The sequence below is a fragment of the Micromonospora sp. WMMA1976 genome, from assembly GCF_027497335.1.
Taxonomy (GTDB): domain Bacteria; phylum Actinomycetota; class Actinomycetes; order Mycobacteriales; family Micromonosporaceae; genus Micromonospora; species Micromonospora aurantiaca.
On sequence record NZ_CP114912.1, the window covers coordinates 5637765 to 5657045 of the forward strand.

General features: G+C 72.6%; 20 protein-coding genes and 1 pseudogene. 8 read left to right on the forward strand and 13 right to left on the reverse strand.

From position 1 onward, the window contains the following. Position 1 precedes the first annotated feature (1 nt). From O7546_RS25950 to O7546_RS25960, 3 genes are read right to left on the reverse strand one after another with little or no spacing between them, the layout of a single operon-like run. The gene (locus tag O7546_RS25950; RefSeq protein WP_194801525.1) at positions 2-337 is read right to left on the reverse strand and encodes a YrdB family protein; all 336 of its coding nucleotides are present in this window, start codon (positions 335-337) and stop codon (positions 2-4) included. Beyond that, on the reverse strand, positions 334-903 hold the full coding sequence (locus O7546_RS25955) for a TetR-like C-terminal domain-containing protein (RefSeq protein WP_194801526.1): 570 nt from the start codon (positions 901-903) through the stop codon (positions 334-336). The genes O7546_RS25950 and O7546_RS25955 overlap by 4 nt, the downstream gene beginning before the upstream one ends. Then, entirely contained in the window at positions 896-1690 is a 795-nt protein-coding gene (locus tag O7546_RS25960; protein ID WP_281600127.1) for an alpha/beta hydrolase, read from the reverse strand. The genes O7546_RS25955 and O7546_RS25960 overlap by 8 nt, the downstream gene beginning before the upstream one ends. A 75-nt stretch (positions 1691-1765) precedes the next feature. On the opposite strand from O7546_RS25960, the gene O7546_RS25965 reads away from it, so the two are divergent. Next, entirely contained in the window at positions 1766-2170 is a 405-nt protein-coding gene (locus tag O7546_RS25965; RefSeq protein WP_194801528.1) for a VOC family protein, read from the forward strand. A gap of 1 nt (position 2171) precedes the next feature. On the opposite strand, the gene O7546_RS25970 is transcribed toward O7546_RS25965, so the two are convergent. Next, entirely contained in the window at positions 2172-3092 is a 921-nt protein-coding gene (locus tag O7546_RS25970) for a proline dehydrogenase family protein (protein WP_030502864.1), read from the reverse strand. Between the two features lie 117 nt (positions 3093-3209). Between O7546_RS25970 and O7546_RS25975 the strand changes: the two genes are divergently transcribed. The 3 genes from O7546_RS25975 to O7546_RS25985 are packed head-to-tail and all read left to right on the forward strand — an operon-like array spanning position 3210 to position 5239. Further along, positions 3210-3485, forward strand: coding sequence for a hypothetical protein (locus O7546_RS25975; protein WP_269697715.1), 276 nt, complete (start codon positions 3210-3212; stop codon positions 3483-3485). A 1-nt stretch (position 3486) separates the two neighbouring features. After that, positions 3487-4653, forward strand: coding sequence for a glutathionylspermidine synthase family protein (locus O7546_RS25980; RefSeq protein WP_194801529.1), 1167 nt, complete (start codon positions 3487-3489; stop codon positions 4651-4653). Between the two features lie 19 nt (positions 4654-4672). Then, a complete protein-coding gene (locus O7546_RS25985; protein ID WP_018787720.1) occupies positions 4673-5239 on the forward strand; it encodes a CGNR zinc finger domain-containing protein in 567 nt (188 codons plus the stop codon). 56 nt (positions 5240-5295) lie between these two features. On the opposite strand, the gene O7546_RS25990 is transcribed toward O7546_RS25985, so the two are convergent. After that, entirely contained in the window at positions 5296-6102 is an 807-nt protein-coding gene (locus O7546_RS25990; RefSeq protein ID WP_281600128.1) for a sugar phosphate isomerase/epimerase, read from the reverse strand. 75 nt (positions 6103-6177) lie between these two features. Further along, positions 6178-7122 (reverse strand): Ppx/GppA phosphatase family protein, encoded by a 945-nt coding sequence (locus O7546_RS25995; protein ID WP_194801530.1) that lies wholly within the window; start codon positions 7120-7122, stop codon positions 6178-6180. Between the two features lie 74 nt (positions 7123-7196). Between O7546_RS25995 and O7546_RS26000 the strand changes: the two genes are divergently transcribed. Continuing rightward, a complete protein-coding gene (locus O7546_RS26000) occupies positions 7197-8003 on the forward strand; it encodes a hypothetical protein (RefSeq protein WP_194801531.1) in 807 nt (268 codons plus the stop codon). Between the two features lie 45 nt (positions 8004-8048). Here O7546_RS26000 and O7546_RS26005 read toward each other — a convergent pair whose 3' ends face one another. The 3 genes from O7546_RS26005 to O7546_RS26015 all read right to left on the reverse strand — a co-directional run bounded on the left by O7546_RS26005 (position 8049) and on the right by O7546_RS26015 (position 11099). Next, entirely contained in the window at positions 8049-8624 is a 576-nt protein-coding gene (locus tag O7546_RS26005) for a hypothetical protein (RefSeq protein ID WP_281600129.1), read from the reverse strand. 597 nt (positions 8625-9221) lie between these two features. Next, complete coding sequence (locus O7546_RS26010) at positions 9222-9905, reverse strand: response regulator transcription factor (RefSeq protein WP_030272198.1); 684 nt, start codon at positions 9903-9905, stop codon at positions 9222-9224. Between the two features lie 21 nt (positions 9906-9926). Beyond that, positions 9927-11099: an ATP-binding protein gene (locus O7546_RS26015; RefSeq protein WP_269698164.1), complete on the reverse strand. Its 1173-nt coding sequence runs from the start codon at positions 11097-11099 to the stop codon at positions 9927-9929. Between the two features lie 321 nt (positions 11100-11420). Here O7546_RS26015 and phoU point away from each other — a divergent pair, with 321 nt between their 5' ends. Then, positions 11421-12065 carry a phosphate signaling complex protein PhoU gene (gene phoU, locus O7546_RS26020; protein WP_281600130.1) on the forward strand — a complete coding sequence of 215 codons (645 nt, stop codon included), beginning with the start codon at positions 11421-11423 and terminating at the stop codon, positions 12063-12065. Between the two features lie 46 nt (positions 12066-12111). Here the strand turns inward: phoU and O7546_RS26025 are convergent, their stop codons facing one another. After that, positions 12112-12879 (reverse strand): phosphoglyceromutase, encoded by a 768-nt coding sequence (locus O7546_RS26025; RefSeq protein WP_194801803.1) that lies wholly within the window; start codon positions 12877-12879, stop codon positions 12112-12114. Positions 12880-13029: 150 nt separating this feature from the next. Here O7546_RS26025 and O7546_RS26030 point away from each other — a divergent pair, with 150 nt between their 5' ends. Then, positions 13030-14355, forward strand: a complete 1326-nt coding sequence (locus O7546_RS26030; RefSeq protein ID WP_194801804.1) for an MFS transporter — start codon at positions 13030-13032, stop codon at positions 14353-14355. Positions 14356-14435: 80 nt separating this feature from the next. Next, positions 14436-15686 (forward strand): MFS transporter, encoded by a 1251-nt coding sequence (locus O7546_RS26035; RefSeq protein ID WP_269697718.1) that lies wholly within the window; start codon positions 14436-14438, stop codon positions 15684-15686. A gap of 381 nt (positions 15687-16067) precedes the next feature. On the opposite strand, the pseudogene O7546_RS30790 reads toward O7546_RS26035, so the two are convergent. From O7546_RS30790 to mshA, 3 genes and pseudogenes are all read right to left on the reverse strand, one after another. Further along, positions 16068-16598 (reverse strand): annotated as a pseudogene (locus tag O7546_RS30790) (hypothetical protein); the annotation flags it as partial. Positions 16599-17233: 635 nt separating this feature from the next. Beyond that, positions 17234-17767, reverse strand: a complete 534-nt coding sequence (locus O7546_RS26050; RefSeq protein ID WP_194801807.1) for a YbjN domain-containing protein — start codon at positions 17765-17767, stop codon at positions 17234-17236. Between the two features lie 51 nt (positions 17768-17818). Then, positions 17819-19180 (reverse strand): D-inositol-3-phosphate glycosyltransferase, encoded by a 1362-nt coding sequence (gene mshA / locus O7546_RS26055; protein WP_135242198.1) that lies wholly within the window; start codon positions 19178-19180, stop codon positions 17819-17821. Positions 19181-19281 lie beyond the last annotated feature (101 nt).

Sequence of the window (19281 nt, forward strand, 5' to 3'; positions counted from 1 at the left end):
CTCAGATGGGGGTGCCGGTCAGCGTCAACGCGGCCTTGTCGGCTGCCCACAGGGTCACCAGGGCCAGTCCGGGGGCGGCGTGGCCGGCCAGGGCGAGCAGGACGCCGCCGGTGAGGAAGCAGGCGGCCTGGACGGCGAGCTTGGCCGGGTCGGGCAGCGTCACTGCGGCACGCGGCGAGCAGAACAGTCCCCACACCACGGCGATCACCAGCGGGGCGCCGAGTCCGGCCAGCAGGCGCAGCGGCCAGCCGACGTCGAGCGTGAAGCCCCAGTAGCCGGCCGAGCCCAGCAGGGCCAGCTCCAGCAGGAAGATCACGCCGAGCAGCACCGCGGTCATCGGTCCCTCCAGGAACGGTAGGCGCGGTCCAGGCCCGCGATCATCTCGCCGAAGGAACGGTCGGTGTCGCGGGGCAGCCCGAATCCGCCGGCCGCCTCCAGGGCGACGAAGCCGTGCACGGCGGCCCGGAACATCCGGATGGCGTCGGTCGCGGCGTCGCCGTCGAGGCCGTACCCGAGCAGGATGGCCCGGACCGCGCCGACCGCGCGCTGCCCGGCGGCCAGATGCTCGGGGTCGGCCGGGTCGGGCGCCCGCTGGGCGGCCGGGTAGCGGCCGGGGTGCTGCCGCGCGTACTCCCGGTAGGCGGCGGCGACGGCGCGCAGCGCGTCGTCGCCGGAGCGACCCGCGGCGGCGGCCGTGAGCACGTCGGCGATCTCGGCGGTGGCGAGCACGGCGAGCCTCTGGTGCAGCGCGTCCGCGCCCCGGACGTGCTTGTAGAGGCTCGGCAGCGCGACGCCGAGCCGGGCGGCGAGCGCGGCCAGCGTCAGCTTCTCGTAGCCGACCTCGTCGGCGAGCGCGGCGGCCTCCCGCACGACAGTCGCCGGGGTCAGCCCGGCCCTAGGCACCTGCGGTCACCGCCAGGAACTCGACCAGGTCGGCGGCGGTGGCGTCGGGCTGGTCGGCGTGCGGGTAGTGGCCGGAGTCGGCGACCATCCGGGCCTCGGCCACGGCGAACAGCCGGCGTGCGGCCCGCGCCTCGGCGCCCGGGTCGGGGAAGTCCGGGTCCTTCGTACCCATCAGCACCAGCACCGGCCGGCGCACCTCGGGCGCGCGGGCGGTCCAGTGCGGGTCCACCGGTGCGATCACGCCGCGCACCGCGGCCATCCGCCCGCGCAGCTTGGCGACCAGCTCCTTGCGGTACGCGGCGTCGTCCGCCGGCCGCCCGCACGGGAACAGCGTGCGGTGGAACAGCCCGAACAGCCGAGGGCTGCGCAGCACCGCCGCCTGCGCCACACGCATCAGCGGGTTCGGCTTCGGGGTGCCGACGAATGGGCTGACCTGCACGATGCCGCTGACCAGGTCTGGCGCCTCGGCGGCGGCGAAGACGACCGCGGCGGCGCTGGACGAGCTGCCGACCAGGGTGGCGGGCTCCCCGCCGAGCGCCCGCACCACGGCGAGCAGGTCGCCGCCGACGTGCTCGGGGGCGTACGTGGGCCAGTGCGGGCTGGAGTCGCCGTGCCCGCGTACGTCGACCGAGGCGACCCGGTAGCCGGCCGTGATCAGCCGGGGCGTCAGGTGCCGGAAGGCGGCCCGGTTCTCCCCCATGCCGTGCGCGAGGACCACGAGCGGTCCCGACCCGTACACCTCGTACGCGATCGTGCCGCCGTCCCGCGCCAGTCGGCTAACTGTCATAGCCAAAAAGCTAATGCCATTAGCCAAACTCGTCAAGCTTGACCTCAACCCGAGGTGAGGTCGCACGATCCCGGCATGCCGATCACCGCCGACACCCACGTACGCCTCGCCCGCCCGAGCCGCGACCTCGCCGCCACCGAACGGTTCTGGACGCAGGGGCTGGGCCTGGACGTGCTCTACCGGAGCGAGGGCGGTCACGCGGACGAGCACGACCTGGTGATGCTCGGCCTCCCCGGGGCCGGCTGGCACCTGGAGCTGGTCGGTGGTCCGACGCTCACGGTCGAGCCGCGCCCCACCGGGGAGGATTTGTTCGTGCTCTACCTCGACGGCCCCGCCGACGAAGAACTGGTCCCGAGACTGGAACGGGCCGGCGGGACCAGGGTCTCCGCCGGCCCGTACTGGGACAGGTGGGGTGTCACGCTCGCCGACCCGGACGGCTACCGCCTCGTGCTGTGCACCCGGGCCTGGTCGAACGACTGACTCACTTCTTCGACAGCACCGCGCGGCCGAAGAACGCCAGGTTGGCCGGGCGCTCGGCGAGCCGGCGCATCAGGTAGCCGTACCACTGGTCGCCGTAGGGGACGTACGTCCGCACCGTGTAGCCCTCGCCGACCAGGCGCTGCTGCTCCTCCGGGCGGATGCCGTAGAGCATCTGGAACTCGAACCGGCCCGGGTCGCGGTCGAACCAGCGCGCCCGGTCCTCGCCGATCGCGATCAGCCGCGGGTCGTGCGTGGCGAGCATCGGGTAGCCGTCGCCGGACATCAGCACGTTCATGCAGCGCACGTACGACTTGTCCACCTCGCGGGCGGACTGGTACGCCACCGACTCCGGCTCCTTGTACGCGCCCTTGCACAGCCGCACCCGCGACCCCGCCGACGCCAGCTCCCGGCAGTCCGACTCGGTCCGCCGCAGATACGCCTGGAGCACCGCGCCGGTCGACGGGTGGTCCTTGCGGAGCTTCGCCAGGATGTCCAGCGTCGAGTCGGTGGTGGTGTGGTCCTCCATGTCCAGCGTGACAGTGGTGCCCGCCGCGTCGGCCGCCGCGCAGATCGCCCGCGCGTTGTCGTACGCGAGCTGCTCGTCGAACATCTGACCCAGCGCGGACAGCTTCACGCTGACCTCGGCGGCCGGGGTGAGCCCGGCGGCGGCGAGGCGGCTCAGCAGCGTGAGGTATTCGTCCCGGGTGGCGTTCGCCTGCTCCGGGGTGGTGGTGTCCTCGCCCAGGTAGTCGAGGGTGACCGCTTGGCCGTCGGCGACCAGCTCGCGGGTGGCGCGCAGCGCGTCGTCGGTGGCGGCGCCGGCGACGAACCGGCGGACGACGTCCCGGGTGAACGGGGCCGTCGCGACGAGCCGCTCCACCTGGGAAGACCGGGAGGCGGCGAGGATGACGGAACGGAGCATGAGCCGAGCGTAACGCTCACCACCGGGCCCTCGCCGGGTGCGTCCGAGGCCCGCTGCTCCCGTCCTCAGGCCCGGCCCGGGCACCCCCGGCTGGCGGGGATCGGCTACAACGTTCACGTGGATCGACGACACCCCCGGCGCCGGCTCCGCTCGGCCTCCGTGCAGCTCGGCGCGCTGACCGCGCTGGCCCTCGCGCTCTCCGGCTGCAACAACGGTTACGACGACGACGATGACGACTGCGCGCTCGGACCGGCCGGCGGAGGCGGCGACACCGTCGCGGTCGCCCTGCTCGTGCCCGCGCCGGCCACCGCCACGCGCGGCGAACCGGCCCCGACCGCCGCGCTGCCCGAGCGCGGTGGGTTCGGCACCCACCTCGCCTCCTGCGGCGGCTGACGTGCGCCGCGAGGCGAGCACGCCGCGCCCCGGCTGGGACGAGACCATCCGGGCCCAGGGCCTGGTGTACGTGGACACCGAGCTGCCCGACGGCGAGATCATGTCGTACTGGGACGAGACGGCCGCGTACTCGTTCACGCTCGACGAGGTGCTCCGGCTGGAGGAGGCCACGGAGGAACTGCACCGGATGTCGGTGGCCGCCGCCGAGCACGTGGTGGCCCGCCGCCGGTACGCCGAGTTCGGCATCCCCGAGTGGGCCGCCGAGGCGGTCGCCCGTTCGCTGCGGGAGTCCCCGCCGACGCTCTACGGCCGGTTCGACCTCTGGTACGACGGCAGCGGACCGCCGAAGATGCTGGAGTACAACGCCGACACCCCGACCGCGCTGGTCGAGGCGAGCATCGTGCAGTGGTACTGGCTGGAGCACACCCGTCCGGAGGCGGACCAGTGGAACAGCCTGCACGAACGGCTGGTCGGCGCCTGGGCCAAGATCGGCGCCGGGCTGCACGAGCCGCGGGCGCACGTGCTGTGGTCCGAGGAGGAGGAATCGGGCGAGGACCAGATCACCGCCGGCTACCTGGCCGAGACGGCCCGCCAGGCCGGGCTGGACGTGACGCTCATGCCGATCCAGCGGGTCGGCTGGGACGGGCGGCGCTTCGTCGACGCCGACGACCGGCCGATCACCACCTGCTTCAAGCTCTACCCCTGGGAGTGGATGCTGGCCGAGCCGTACGGGCGACCTGCGCTCGACCCGGGCACCCCCACCACCTGGATCGAACCGGCGTGGAAGCTGCTGCTGTCGAACAAGGCGCTGCTCGCCGTGCTCTGGGAGATGTACCCGGGGCACGACTACCTGCTGCCCGCGTACCTGGACTCGCCGCGCGGCATGACCGAGTACGTGGCCAAGCCGCTGCTCGGCCGCGAGGGCGGCTCGGTACGCATCGTGACTGGCGACACGGAGATCACCAACCCGGGGATCTACGGCGACGAGGGCTTCTGCTTCCAGGAGTTCCGCGCGTTGCCCGAGTTCGAGGGCAACCGGACGGTGCTCGGCAGCTGGATCGTGGACGGCGAGTCAGCAGGCGCCGGCGTGCGCGAGAGCGAGAGCCTCATCACTGACGGTTACGCGCGGTTCCTGCCCCACTACATCGACGCACCGCGTCCGCTCTGAGTCGTCTACCGTTGGTGTCGTGAACTTCGACGCGTACGCCCGGACCGGGGTCGAGCTCGTCAACGCCCGGCTGGACGACCTGGACGGCCTGCGGGCCGTCTTCTCGGACGAGCAGGGCTGGATGCGCGACGAGGTCGCGGAACGGGACCTGGCGATCTTCCGGCGGGCGCAGAAGCGCCTCCGGGACGTCTTCGAGTACGGCACCTCGGGCCGGGACAACGAAGCGGTGGCGGAGTTGAACGCGCTGCTGGAGGCGTTCCCGGTGCAGCCGCGCATCTCCGGCCACGACTCCTCGGACTGGCACATGCACGTGACCAGCCGGGGCGCGTCGGTCTCCTCGGAATACCTGGCCGGCGCGGTCTGGGGCCTGTCGGTGTGGCTGTGCGAGTACGGCAGCGCCCGCTTCGGGGTCTGCGCCGACGACCGCTGCGGCAACGTCTATCTGGACACCTCGTCCAACTGCTGCCGCCGGTTCTGCTCCGAGCGCTGCGCCACCCGCTCCCACGTGGCGGCGCATCGGGCGCGCAAGCGTGCCGCGGTCGGCGAGCAGGCCGTCCCGGCGCAGCCACTGTCCCCGGTGAGCTGACCTCCGGCGCTCCGGCCGCCCGCCCGTGTGCGAGCGGCCGGGGTGGTCCGTGCCGGTCAGACGTCGACCGGGGAGGGCGCGGTCAGGTTGGCCCGGGCGAACTCCAGCGACTCCCGCAGGTCCGCCTCCCGGACCGCGCGGCTCTTCGCGCCCCGGGTGGTCACCTCCACCGCCACCGAACCGGTGAACCCCCGCCCGGCCAGCGAGCGGAGCATCTCCGCGCAGGGCTGACCGCCGCGACCGGGCACCAGGTGCTCGTCGCGCCCCTCGCCGGTGCCGTCGCCCAGGTGCACGTGCGCCAGCCCGGAGCCCATCCGGTCGGCCATCGCCATCGCGTCGGTGTGCGAGGCCGCACAGTGCGACAGGTCGAGCGTGTACGAGGCGTACCCGATCTCGGTGGGATCCCAGCCCGGCGCGTACGGGACGAACTGCCGCCCCGCCATCCGCACCGGGTACATGTTCTCCACCCCGAAGTGCAGGCCGCCGAACTGCCCGGCGATGGCGTCGAGCCCGTCGGCGAAGGTGCGCGCGTAGTCACGCTGCCAGGTGAACGGCGGGTGCACCACGACAGTGGGCGCCTCCAGCGTCTCGGCCAGCTCGGCGGCCTTACGCAGCCGCTCCCACGGGTCGGGGCTCCACACCCGCTGGGTGACGAGCAGGCACGGGGCGTGGACCGACAGCACCGGGACGCCGTAGTGCTCGGCGAGGCCGCGCAGCGCGCCCGCGTCCTGGCTGACCGGGTCGGTCCAGACCATCACCTCGATGCCGTCGTAGCCGAGCTCGGCGGCGAGCTGGAACGCCGCCGCGGTCCGTTCGGGGAAGACCGAGGACGTGGACAGGAGCACCGGAACGCGGTAAGTCACGCCTTCGAGGGTAGCCCCAACCGCCGGCGAGCATCGGGACGAGCAACCGCAAAGCAACCCAGAGCGCTCGTACGGTCACATCGGCGCGAGCTGATCCAACCGGCGCAGGATGACCCCCTCCCGCAGCGCCCACGGGCAGATGTCCACGCAGTCCACGTCGAGGCGCCGCATCACCGCCTCGGCCACCACCGCACCCGCGAGGAGCTGATGCGCCCGCTGCGCGCTGACCCCCTCCAGCTCGGGCAACTGGGCCGGCGGGATGTGCCTGATGAACCCGAGCACCTGCCGCAGCCCGGTACGGGTCAGGCTGCGCCGCGCCCACAGACCCGCACCCGAAGGCGCGGCGCCGGCCAGCCGGGCCAGCGTGCGGAACGTCTTCGAGGTGGCGACCGGACGCTCCCAGCCCACCGCCGTCAACTGCTCCACCACCGGGTCGAGCTGCGCGTCCACGTACTCCCGCAGTTCCTCCACGGCCTCGGCCGACGGCGGCGCCGTGCCGGCCGGATCCACCGCGAGCCGCTCCCGGCTGAGCCGCCCCGCGCCGAGCGGCAGCGAGATCGCCACGTCCGGGTGCTCGTCGATGCCGGCGGCCAGCTCCAGCGAGCCACCGCCGATGTCCATCGCCAGCAGCCGCCCGGCGGACCAGCCGAACCACCGCCGCACCGCCAGGAACGTCATCCGCGCCTCGTCCGCGCCGGAGAGCACCTCCAGGCGTACGCCAGTCTCGTCGCGGACGCGCGCCAGCACGTCGGCGGCGTTCGTGGCGTCGCGGACCGCGCTCGTGGCGAACGCCAGCAGATCCTCGGCGCCCAGCCCGTCAGCCGCCGCCCGGGCCATGCCGACCGCCTTGACCAGGCCGTCCGCGCCGCCGTCGGTGAGCGCGCCGTCCGGCCCGATCTGCTCGGCCAGCCGCAGCACCACCTTCTCGGAGTGCGCCGGCCAGGGATGCGCGCCGTGGTGGGCGTCGACCACCAGCAGGTGCACAGTGTTGGAACCGACGTCGAGGACACCCAGTCGCATGGGGAAGACCCTAGGGCCAACACGTTTCGTCGGCTCGGCGGCCGGGCGGGGTCACCGCGCGTACGCTGGTCCGAGTGACAGGGCAGATCGAGCTTCACGTGCTGGTGGACGACCCCGAGGACCCGCGCAGCCGGGAGGTCGGGCTGGACTTCCCACGGGAGTGGATCGAGTTCGTCGACCCGGCCGACGCGAAGCACGTAGTCCGCGCCGACCTGACCTGGCTGCTGTCCAGCTGGACGTGCATCTTCGGCAAGGGCTGCCACGGCATCATCGCCGGGCGGGCCGCCGACGGGTGCTGCTCGCACGGCGCGTTCTTCACCGACTCCGACGACGAGAAGCGCGTCCGGGCCGCGGTGAAGCGGCTGACACCGGAGACGTGGCAGCACTTCCGGCGCGGGTTCAAGAACTGGACCGAGAACGACACAGTCGACGGCAAGACGCCGGCCCGGCGTACCGCCACCCGCGACGTGGACGCCCCGTGCGTGTTCCTCAACGACGCCGACTTCGCCGGTGGGGGCGGCTGCGCGCTGCACGCCCAGGCGCTACGCGACGGGGTGCACCCGCTGGAGTACAAGCCGGACGTCTGCTGGCAGTTGCCGGTACGCCGCGACCAGGAGTGGCACAAGCGGCCGGACAACACGAAGGTGCTGATCTCCACGCTGGCCGAGTTCGACAGGCGCGGCTGGGGCGCGGGCGGGCACGACCTCGACTGGTGGTGTACGTCCTCCACCGACGCGCACGTCGGCGCCGAGCCGATGTACGTCTCGTACGGGCCGGAGCTGACCGCGCTGATCGGCGCGCCCGCGTACGCGAAGCTGGCCGAACTCTGCGCCGCCCGGCAGCGCCAGGGTCAGATCGCGCCGCACCCGGCAAGCGAGTGAAGGCCGGCACCCCCGTCTTGGGGTGCCGGCCTTCAGTTCTTGGTCTTAGCTGTTCCAGTGCTCGGCGACGAGGTCGGCGGCCTGCTGCTCCCACTGGGCGTAGTGGTCCGGGTAAGCGGAGACCTGGACGGTCTGGGCGGCCTTGGTCAGCGGCATGTCCTGCCAGCCGTCGACCTGCTTCAGACCCTTCAGGAACGCCGTCGTCGAGTACTCAGGATCGGTGATCTGCTCCACCGTGCCCCAACCGGAGGACGGGCGCTGCTGGAACAGGCCCTGCGAGTCGTGGTCGTTACGGTCACCCAGGTGGCCCAGGTTCTCCAGCTTCGACTCCTGCAACGCGGTGGCGATGGACACGACCGCGGCACGCTCGTCCATACCGGCCTTCTTCGTCGCCGCGATGATCGCCTTCACGTTCTTGGTCTGCTCGTCGTTCAGGTCGATCCGCGACTGCTCACCCTGGACGCCGTGCGGGATCAGCTTGTCACCCTGCACCGTGGCCGCAACCGGCTTGGTATGGGTGGTGGTGTCGGCCGCGTGGGCGGCGACCGGACCGGCGAACACGCCACCGGTGAAAGCCAGACCAGCAATACCCAGAACGCTCTTACGCAGAATCGTGTTCATCACAAGTGCTCCATTCGGGGGTCGACGCACCCGCCGGGGGACGGGATACGTGGGCACCGTCAGGCGCTCAAAAAGTCTTCGGGGGGATCTCTCGGCTGCTCGCGGGGGCGGGGCCTCTACGCGGCGCCGGAAGCATGTCCAACGACCCACCACCCGGCATCATTCCCGGGCGGCTCACGCCACCACCGGGCGGGTTCACGTCGTCGGAACCGTGTTCAACGACCAGCCGACCGGGATCATTCCCGGGGGCCCTGACGCAGCGTTGATCATGAGGTTGGCGGCGACAAACCGGACACCAGACGCCGCCAAGTTCATGATCGACGCGACCGGGCAGGGCGTGCGCCGGACGGGGGCGCAGCGGCCGCCGACGAGCCACGCGATCTTGCAGTTCCCGCCCTCCGGGCGTCCCAATTGCGCGGTTCACGGGGTACCAAAGTGCAAGATCGCGCGTCAGGAGTCCCGGCGGGGCCGAGAACTCCCCGAAGCCCCGGGGTCAGCGATCTTGGAGTTGTGGCACCTCGCGAATGATGCGAAACGGGCATCCTGGGTGCCACAACTCCAAGATCGACGCAAAGGGCCCAACGCGGCCCGGGCGGATCAGGGCTCGAACTTGTAGCCCAGACCTCGCACCGTGACGATGTAGCGCGGGGCGGAGGGCTCCGGCTCGATCTTGGAGCGCAGCCGCTTCACGTGCACGTCGAGCGTCTTGGTGTCGCCCACGTAGTCGGCGCCCCAGACCCGGTCGATCAACTGGCCCCGGGTGAGCACCCGCCCGGCGTTGCGCAGCAGCAGCTCCAGCAGCTCGAACTCCTTGAGCGGGAGCTGCACCCCGGCGCCGCCGACTGTCACCACGTGCCGTTCGATGTCCATCCGGACCGGGCCGGCGGCGAGCGTCGGCGCGCCCGTCTCGTTCGACTCGGCGCTCTGCCGGCGCAGCACCGCCCGGATGCGGGCGACCAGTTCACGCGGCGAGTACGGCTTGGTCACGTAGTCGTCGGCGCCGATCTCCAGCCCGACCACCTTGTCGATCTCGCTGTCCCGCGCGGTGACCATGATGATCGGCACGTGCGAGCGCTGGCGGAGCTGCCGGCAGACCTCGGTGCCGGACATCTCCGGCAGCATCAGGTCGAGCAGCACGATGTCGGCGCCGGTCCGGTCGAACTCGGTGAGGGCGGCGGGGCCCGTCGCGGCGACGGACACCTCGAATCCCTCCTTGCGGAGCATGTAGGACAGGGCGTCGGAGAACGACTCCTCGTCCTCGACCACCAGTACGCGGCTCAACGGGTGTTTCCTTTCCTGTGGTCAGACCTGCCGGAGCTCGGCCGGGCCGGCCTCGATCCCAGCGGAGGCGAGTGTCGTCTCCAGGTCGTCCGGGGGGCGTGCGGGCAGCCGGAGAGTGAACGTCGACCCCCCACCAAGGGTGCTCGACACGTCGACCCGGCCGCCATGGTTGCTGGCGATGTGTTTGACGATGGCCAGGCCCAGGCCGGTGCCGCCGGTGGACCGGGAGCGGGCCTGGTCGGCCCGGTAGAAGCGCTCGAAGATCCGGTCGACCTCGTTCGGTGCGATACCGATGCCCTGGTCTGCCACGGCGATCTCGACGTGTTCCTCGGTGCCGGTGACAGTCACCCGTACCGTGGTGTCCTCGCCGGAGTAGTTGATCGCGTTCTCCACCAGGTTCGCCACAGCGGTGGCGAGCTGGCTGTCACTCCCGTACACCGTCAGGCCCCGCTGCCCGCCGACGGCGATCTCCACCCGGCGCGCGGTGGCCGCGGTGCGGGTGCGGTCGACGACCTCGGCGAGCACCCAGTCCACCGAGACCGGCTCGGGCGCGGGCTGCGGTTCGGCGCCCTGGAGGCGGGTCAGTTCCAGCAGTTCCTGCACGAGGCGGCCGAGCCGGGTCGACTCGTGCTGGATCCGCTCGGCGAACCGCCGCGCGGCGACGAGGTCCTCGGACAGGTCGGGCGCGCCGTCGGCGGCCGGTTCGGTGGCGTCGACGAGCGCCTCGGCGAGCAGTTGCAGCGCGCCGATGGGCGTCTTCAGCTCGTGGCTGACGTTCGCGACGAAGTCCCGGCGTACCCGCGCGAGACGGTGCGACTCGGTGACGTCTACCGCCTCGATCGAGATGTAGCCGGAGCCCAGCCCCATCGCCCGCAGGTGCACGCCGAGCGGGTTGTCGCCGCCGCCGTCGCGACCCCGGGGCAGGTCCAGCTCGATCTCGCGCCGCACGCCCGTGCGGCGGACCTGCCCGGCGAGGGTACGGATCAACGGGTGCGCCGCGATCGAGCCGGGTGTCGCCCCGGTACGGAGCAGACCCATCGCCCGGGCGGCCGGGTTCACCAGCACCGGCACGTCGTCCGGGCCGAGCACCACCACGCCCGCGCGCAGCGAGTCGATCGTCTTGCGGCCGAGCCCGGGTAGGCCCCCCTGCTGGTCGTCCGGAATCGTCGTCCTCCCTGCGTCACGACGGAGGATCCCGCCGCCCCGCGACGCCCGGCGGCGCCGCCATTCGTCAACGGGTCCGGACAGCAGCGCCCCGGCGACCAGCCCGGTCACCAGCGCTCCGGCCACCACGACGGCCACCGCCCATTCCACCCGGCGATCGTAGGGTCATTGTTAACCCGGGTATCGGGCGCAAAGGGACGAACCACTCTCGCTTTCGGCAAAGTTCACCTGCGGGCCCAGCGTCGTTCATCCGCGTTCACCCTGGTGCCGACCGTTCGGCCTAGCGTGGGGCGCGCACCTGCTCCTGCCGTACCCCTCGGGGGTGGCGGCCACCGAACCCAGGAAGTGACGATGCGCGACGAGTTCCGGGCCGACCTGCAGATTGTCAGCCAGTTGCTGGTGGACATGGCCGAGGCGGTACGCGCGGCCATGCGGCAGGCCACCAAGGCGCTGCTCACCGCCGACCGGACGGCCGCCGAGACGGTGATCGCGCGGGACGCCGAGATCGACGACCTCTACCGGCACGTGGAGGAGCGGGTCTGTGACCTGCTGGCCCGGCAGGCGCCGGTGGCCTCCGACCTGCGGGCGATGATCACCGCGTTGCACGTGGCAGCCGATCTGGAGCGGATGGGCGACCTGGCCGACCACGTGGCGAAGACGGCGTTGCGCCGGCACCCGTCCCCGGCGGTGCCGGCGGAACTGCGGCCGGTCTTCACCGACATGGCCGGGATCGCCGACCGGATGGCCGAGAAGATCGGCTCGGTGCTGGCCGAGCCGGACGCCGACATGGCCGCCGAGCTGGACGGCGACGACGACGCGATGGACGACCTGCACAAGAGCCTGTTCGGCGTGCTGCTCGGCGACGACTGGCCGTACGGGGTGGAGACGGCGATCGACGCGACGCTGCTGGGTCGCTTCTACGAGCGTTTCGCCGACCACGCGGTGAACGCGGGCGAGCACGTGGTCTACCTGATCACCGGGTCGACGTCCGGCTGAGAACCGTGGGCGGGGCCGCCTCGGGGGAGGCCCCGCCCACGCCGTCTCAGCGGCCCTGGTTGGCGACCGCGGCGGCGGCGGCCTTGGCCGCCTCCGGGTCGAGGTACGTCCCGCCGAGCACCTGCGGACGCAGGTCGGCGTCCAGGTCGTAGCGCAGCGGGATGCCGGTGGGGATGTTCAGCTTGGCGATCGCGTCGTCGGAGATCTGGTCGAGATGCTTGACCAGCGCGCGCAGCGAGTTGCCGTGCGCGGCCACCAGCACCGTCCGGCCGGCCAGGATGTCCGGCACGATCGAGTCGTACCAGTAGGGCAGCATCCGTTCGACGACGTCCTTCAGGCACTCGGTGCGCGGCATCAGCTCGGTCGGCAGCAGCGCGTACCGGGGGTCGCCGACCTGCGACCACTCGTCCGCGTCGTCGATCGGAGGCGGCGGCGTGTCGTACGAGCGGCGCCAGAGCATGAACTGCTCCTCGCCGTACTCGTCGAGGGTCTGCTTCTTGTCCTTGCCCTGCAGGGCGCCGTAGTGGCGCTCGTTGAGCCGCCACGACCGGCGCACCGCGATCCAGTGCCGGTCGGCGGCGTTCAGCGCCAGCTCGGCGGTGCGGATGGCTCGGCGCATCAGGCTCGTGTGCACCACGTCCGGCAGCAGGTCGTGCTCGCGCAGCAGTTCGCCGCCGCGCCGCGCCTCGGTCTCCCCCTTGGTGGTCAGGTCGACGTCGACCCAGCCGGTGAAGAGGTTCTTGGCGTTCCAGTCGCTCTCGCCGTGCCGCAGCAGGACCAGCGTCCCGACGGTGGGCCCCTCGCTCGCAGTCATGCCGATCATCCTGCCGTACGACGCCGGCGGACACGCGGCGACCTGTGGTGACGACCACCACGTGGAAAACCTGATGACCACGGCTCCGGCCCGGCACTAGGTTGTAAGGCGCATTAAAGAGGTCGGTCATTACCACACGGGGGCATCGGGATGCGGGCAGCGCGAGGCTGGTTACAGGACACGGCGGGTGGCCTGCCACGGACGTTCTGGTACCTCTGGGCCGGCACGCTGATCAACCGGCTCGGCTCGTTCGTCCTGATCTTCCTGGCCATCTACCTGACCCAGGAACGCGGCTTCTCCGCCGCCCAGGCCGGACTGGTGATCGGCCTCTGGGGCGCCGGCGGCGCGGTCGGCACCACCATCGGCGGCACCCTGACCGACCGCTGGGGACGGCGGCCCACGCTGCTCGTCGCGCACGTCGGCGCCGCGGGCATGATGCTCGCGCTCGGCTTCGCCCGCCCGCTCTGGGCGGTCGCCGTGGGCGCGTTGCTGCTCGGCGCGTTCGCCGAGGCGGCCCGCCCCGCCTTCGGCGCGATGATGGTCGACGTGGTGCCGGACAAGGACCGGCTGCGCGCCTTCTCGCTGAACTACTGGGCCATCAACCTCGGTTTCGCCTGCGCCGCCGTGCTCGCCGGCTTCGCCGCCCAGGGCAGCTACCTGCTGTTGTTCCTGGTGAACGCGACCACCACACTGGTGACCGCGCTGATCATCTTCGCCAAGGTCGGCGAGACCCGCGGCCCGGTCACCGCGCTCCCGGTCAAGGGGATGGCGGCGCCCGCCGGCGCGTTGCGCACCATCCTCGCCGACCGGGTGTTCCTCGGCTTCGTCGCGCTGAACCTGCTCGCCGCGCTGGTGTTCCTCCAGCACATCTCGATGCTGCCGATCGCGATGGGCGACTCCGGGCTCAGCCCGGCCACGTACGGCTCGGTGATCGCACTGAACGGCGTGCTCATCGTGGTCGGCCAGCTTTTCGTACCCCGGCTCATCAAGGGCCGCAGCCGCTCGCACGTGCTGGCGCTCGCGGCGCTGGTGATGGGCGCCGGGTTCGGGCTCACCGCGTTCGCCGACACGGTCTGGCTCTACGGCCTGACCGTGCTGATCTGGACCGTCGGCGAGATGCTCAACTCGCCGTCCAACGCCACCCTGATCGCGGAGCTGTCCCCGGCCGCGCTGCGCGGCCGCTACCAGGGCGTCTTCTCGCTGTCCTGGCAGCTCGCCGGCGCCGCCGCGCCGATCCTCGGCGGCCTGGTCCGCGAGCACGCGGGCAACAGCGCGCTCTGGCTCGGCTGCGCTGGCATCGGCGTCGTGGCGGCGGTCGCCCACCTGATCTCCGGTCCGGCCCGGGAGCGCCGCGCTGTCGCGCTGCGCGCCGTGGGCACGCCGGTCACGCCGGTCACCGCCACCGCCTACCCGGCGCCCGAGGCGGGCGAGGCCGCGGCGACCGCACCGGCCGCGCCGGTCCGGGCCGGTTCCTGAGTACGCCCCGACGCGACCGCCCCGAGGCGGGTGGATACCGTACGGGACGGAATCGGTAAGGAAACCTTCCTGGAGGGCTGGTGCACGGCCTGCGGCGCTGGTGGGACGACACGGCCGGCGGACTACCGGCCACGTTCTGGTACCTCTGGTCCGGCCTGCTGATCAACCGGGCCGGCGCGTTCGCGCTGCTGTTCCTGTCGCTCTACCTGACCGCTGCGCGGGGCGCCCCGCCGTCGCTGGCCGGGCTGGTGGTCGGCGCGTACGGGATCGGCGGCGCGGCCGGCACGCTGCTCGGCGGCGTGCTGGCCGACCGGTGGGGACGCCGGGCCACGCTGCTCGCCGCCCACCTGGCCGCCGCCGCCCTGATGACGGCGCTGGCGTTCACCACGCACCTGGCGGCGATCGCCGTACTCGCCACGCTGGTCGGCGTGGCACACTCGATGCCCAGCCCGGCATTCGTGGCCGCCATCGTGGACGTGGTGCCCGAGGCGCGCCGCTCCCGCGCGTTCAACCTGCAGTTCTGGGCGTTCAACCTGGGCATGGCGGTGGCCTCGCTGCTGGCCGGCATCCTCGCCGAGGCGAGCTTCACGGCGCTGTTCCTGGTCGACGCCGGAGCCACGCTGGCCGCGGCGGTGGTGATCGCGCTGAAGGTGCCGGAGACGCTCACCCGGCGGCCCGCGCCCATGCCACGGGCGGTGGTGGGACGGCGTCCCGGGCTGCACACCGCGCTCACCGACCGCACGTTCCTGGTGTTCGTCGGGCTGACGTTCCTGCTGGCCGTGCTGACCATGCAGACCTCCACGATCATGCCGCTGGCGATGCGCGAGGACGGTCTGCGCCCGTCGGCGTACGGGCTGGTGGTCGCGCTCGGCGGGGCGCTCATCGTGGCCGGGCAGCTGTTCGTGCCCCGGCTCATCGAGCCGTACCGCAAGTCGAGCGTGCTGGCCGTCTCCACCGGCCTGATGGCGCTCGGGTTCGGCGCGCTGACGGTGGCCGACGGGCTGCCGCTCTACCTCGGCGCGGCGGTGGTCTGGACGGTCGGGCAGATGCTCGCCGCGCCGCCGAACGCACAGATCAACGCGGACCTCGCGCCGCCCGAACTGCGCGCCCGCTACCAGTCGGTGTTCTACCTGACGTTCCCGGCCGCGTCGTTCGTGGCGCCGGCACTCGGCGGGCTCAGCCTGGAACACCTCGGCGCGCGGCACTGGCTGGTGGTGGGCGCGCTCGGCCTGCTGGCCGCTGCCGGGCACCTGCTCGCCGGGCCGCGCCGGGAGCGGCGGGTGGCCGCGCTGCGGGCCGCGGCGGCGGAACCGGTGACGTCCGCCCGCTGACGGGCTCGAGAAGACAACGGCAGAGCGCCCACCCCGACCCCCGTCGAGATGGGCGCTCGTACCGTACGCCCGGCGGCGGCGGGCGACACTCACCCCCGTAAGCGTCGCCCGCTCGCGCCGCCGGTTCCACGGGTGGCACCGTCCCCCAACGGCGTGCTCCACCCGATCTTCGCATCTCGCCTGCGCGGATCTGATCGATCCACCGCTCCCCCGAACGGAAACAAGCGTGACGCGGTGCAATAAAGTTAGTTCGCCCGGATTCCGGATTCAACCCAGAACGCTGTCTTGCCCGTCACAGCACCCGTGTCGGAAAACCGGCTTTCCGTGTCGTCGTCCCTGGAATGGCAAACACGGCGTTCCCGTCGGCCATTCCCGTAAACCTCAGCCGTCCTCGCGATTCGGGTTCTCGGTCCGGAAGAAGTTGCTCTGCCGGCCGTCCCGCATCTGCTCCTGGTAGATCAGGTTCAGCCGCCGCAGGTCGAACGTGCGGAACCAGTCGTCCCAGGTGATCTCGCGGATCCGGCTGCTCTCCCGGTACCCGGGGATGTTGAACGTCAGCACCCCGGCCCGGCCCTCGCGCTCGGTTCCGGCGATGGTGGCGGGCTTCGCACCCCGCGCCCGCGCCCAGCGCTGGATCACCTCGTGGTTCCGGGTGACCAGGCTCCGGCCCGGACGCTCCGGCCGGTCTGCGAGCGACGTGATGAGCTGCGACGATCCGATCGACCGGCTGGACGCCGGCCCACGGGTCGGTGCCGCCTGGGCCCGGGCGGACGACGCCTTCCGAGCCGGCGCCGCCTTGGCCCGCGACGGGGCCGCCTTGGCGCGCGAAGGAGCTGCCTTCCCCCTCGACGGAGCTGCCTTCGCCCGAGCGGGCGCGGCCTTCGCCCGTGACGCGGCAGTGGCGCGCCCGGGTGCCGCCTTCGCGCGGGACGGAGCTGCCTTCGCGCGCGATGTCGTCGCCCGCGACGAGGTCGCCTTCGCCCGAGCCGGAGCCGCCTTGGCCCGAGCCGGCATCGCCTTCGCCCGCGACGAGGTCGCCTTGGCGCGAGCGGGGACCGCCTTGCGCGTACCCGTCGCCTTGGCCCTGGCGCCGGTGGCGCGTGCGGCCGGCGCGGCCTTCGCCGGCGACGTGGCGCTCCGGCGGGCCGACGTGGTCCGCTTCGCCGCAGTGGTCTTCTTCGCGGCGGTGCTCTTGCGGGTCGCCGACGGCCGGCCGGCCGGGCCGGTGCTCCGCCGGGCGGCGCCGCCCTCCCCGCGCATCGCCCGCGCCAGGGTCTTCACCAGTTCCGGCTTCCGCAGCGCGGAGATCCCCGAGACCCCGCGCCGCTTGAGCTGGCTGCGGAGGTCGTCGACCTTCATCCGGGAGATCGCCGACTCCGACACCCTCGGGGTGTTCGGCGTCTGATTGCCGGTTTGCCGCTTGGTCCGGGTCGCAGTCGTGCCGCGACCTGAGCTGTTGCGCTGAGCCATGGGACACGCTCCTCGACAGTCCGTCCTCGGCCCGCGGTGGGTCCCAGTGCTCCGCACCGCGCGGGGCGGCATACCCGTCAGGAGGGCTCCGAACCTCCGGCGGACGATCCGGCAGCGGCGGAAGGCTCGAAGAGGTGCGCGAACGCGGCCAGGTTCGCTGTCGACTCGCCGCGCTTGACCCGCCACTCCCACTCCCGGCGGATGGCGGTGCCGAACCCGATCTCCAGCATGCTGTCGAACGACTCGTCCGCGTACGTCAGCACCGAACCGAGCAGCCGGTCCAGCTCGTCGGCGTCCACCCCGGCCAGGTTGACCCGCCCGGTCAGGTAGACGTCGCCGACCGCGTCGATGGAGAACGAGACGCCGTACATGCGGGCGTTGCGCTGGAGCAGCCACGCCCACAGCTCCTCGCGGCGCTCGTCCGGCTGGCGCATCACGAACGCCTCGACCCGCAGCGCGTGCTCACCCACGATCAGGTTGCAGATCGTCTTGAGCTTGTGCGTGCCGGGCAGCGTCACCGCGTACGACGCCTCACCGGTGGACTCCCACTCCAGCTCGCGCTCCGCGCAGACGGACTCGATCAGCGCGGCGACCTCACTCGTGCGGCTCATCGCACCCACTCTACGACCGGCGTACCGGGGCCGCCCGGTGGCCGGTGGAGATCACCAGGAGCACAGCGCGGCCGGTTCGCCGAGCCGCCGCGCCAGCCGGGCCCGGTGCTCGGTGATCGCCTCCCCGTAGACCGCGAGCAGGCCGGAGGCGGTGCGGTGCCAGGAGAAGTCCCGGGCGTGCCGCTCGGCGCCGCGGCCCAGCGCGGCACGGCGTACCGGATCGGGCAGCAGGCGGGCCAGCGCGCGGGCCCAGTCGACCGGGTCGTGCCCGTCGATGAGCATGCCGCTGACGCCGTCGCGTACCGCCGTCACCAGGCCGCCCACGGCGGCGGCCAGCACCGGCGTGCCGCACGCCTGGGCCTCCAGCGCGACCAGCCCGAACGACTCGTTGTGCGACGGCACCGCGACCAGGTCGGCGGCGCGGTAGAGGGCGGGCAGGTCCGCGCCGGTCTGCGGCGGGAGGAAACGCACCCGGTCGGCGATGCCGAGCGCGTGCGCCAACTCGATCAGGGCGGTGGGCCGGTCCAGGCCGCTGCCGCTGGGCCCGCCGCAGATCACCACGGTCAGCTCGTCGGCCAGCGCCGGATCCCGTTCACGCAGCGCGGCGGCGGCGCGCACCAGCACGTCCGGCGCCTTCAGCGGCTGGATCCGGCCGACGAACGCGACCACGTAACCGTCGGTCGGCAGGCCGAGCCGGCGGCGCGCGGCCCGGGTCGCGGCGTCCCGGTCGCCCGCGGCGGGACGGAACCGGTCCAGGTCGACGCCGGGTTCCACGATCGCCACCCGGTCCGGCTCGGCCGCGTACCGGTCGAGCAGGTCGCGGGCCTCGACCCGGGTGTTGGCGACCAGCCGGTCCGCCTCGGTGACCACCTGCTCCTCACCGATCACCCGGGCCTTCGGCTCGGGACGGTCCCCGGCGGCCAGGCGCGCGTTCTTGACCTTCGCGAGGGTGTGCGCGGTGTGCACCAGCGGTACGCCCCAGCGCTCCTTGGCCAGCCAGCCGACCTGGCCGGAGAGCCAGTAGTGCGAGTGGATCAGGTCGTAGTGGCCGGGCGGACGGGCCGCCTCGGCCCGCAGCACCCCCGCGGTGAAGGCGCAGAGCTGACCCGGCAGTTCCTCCTTGGTCAGCCCCTCCAGCGGCCCGGCGGTGACGTGCCGGACGGACACGCCGGGCGCCACCTCGACCACCGGGGGCAGGTCACCGGCGGTGGCCCGGGTGAAGATCTCCACCTCGACGTCGGCCTCGGCCAGCCGCCGGGCCACCTCCAGGATGTAGACGTTCATGCCGCCCGCGTCACCGGTGCCGGGCTGGTGCAGCGGCGACGTGTGCACCGACAGGGTGGCGATACGGCGGGGCCGCGGCCACGGAAGGGCACCTCGCTGACGACCGACACCGGTGTGCAAATCCGCCACGTCCGCTCCCTCTGTCACGGTTGATGCCGTCCCGCACGACCGGCGCTTCTCGGTCAACCCGTGTGCCGGATGTCATCTTCCCCATCGGGGTACGGAAATGC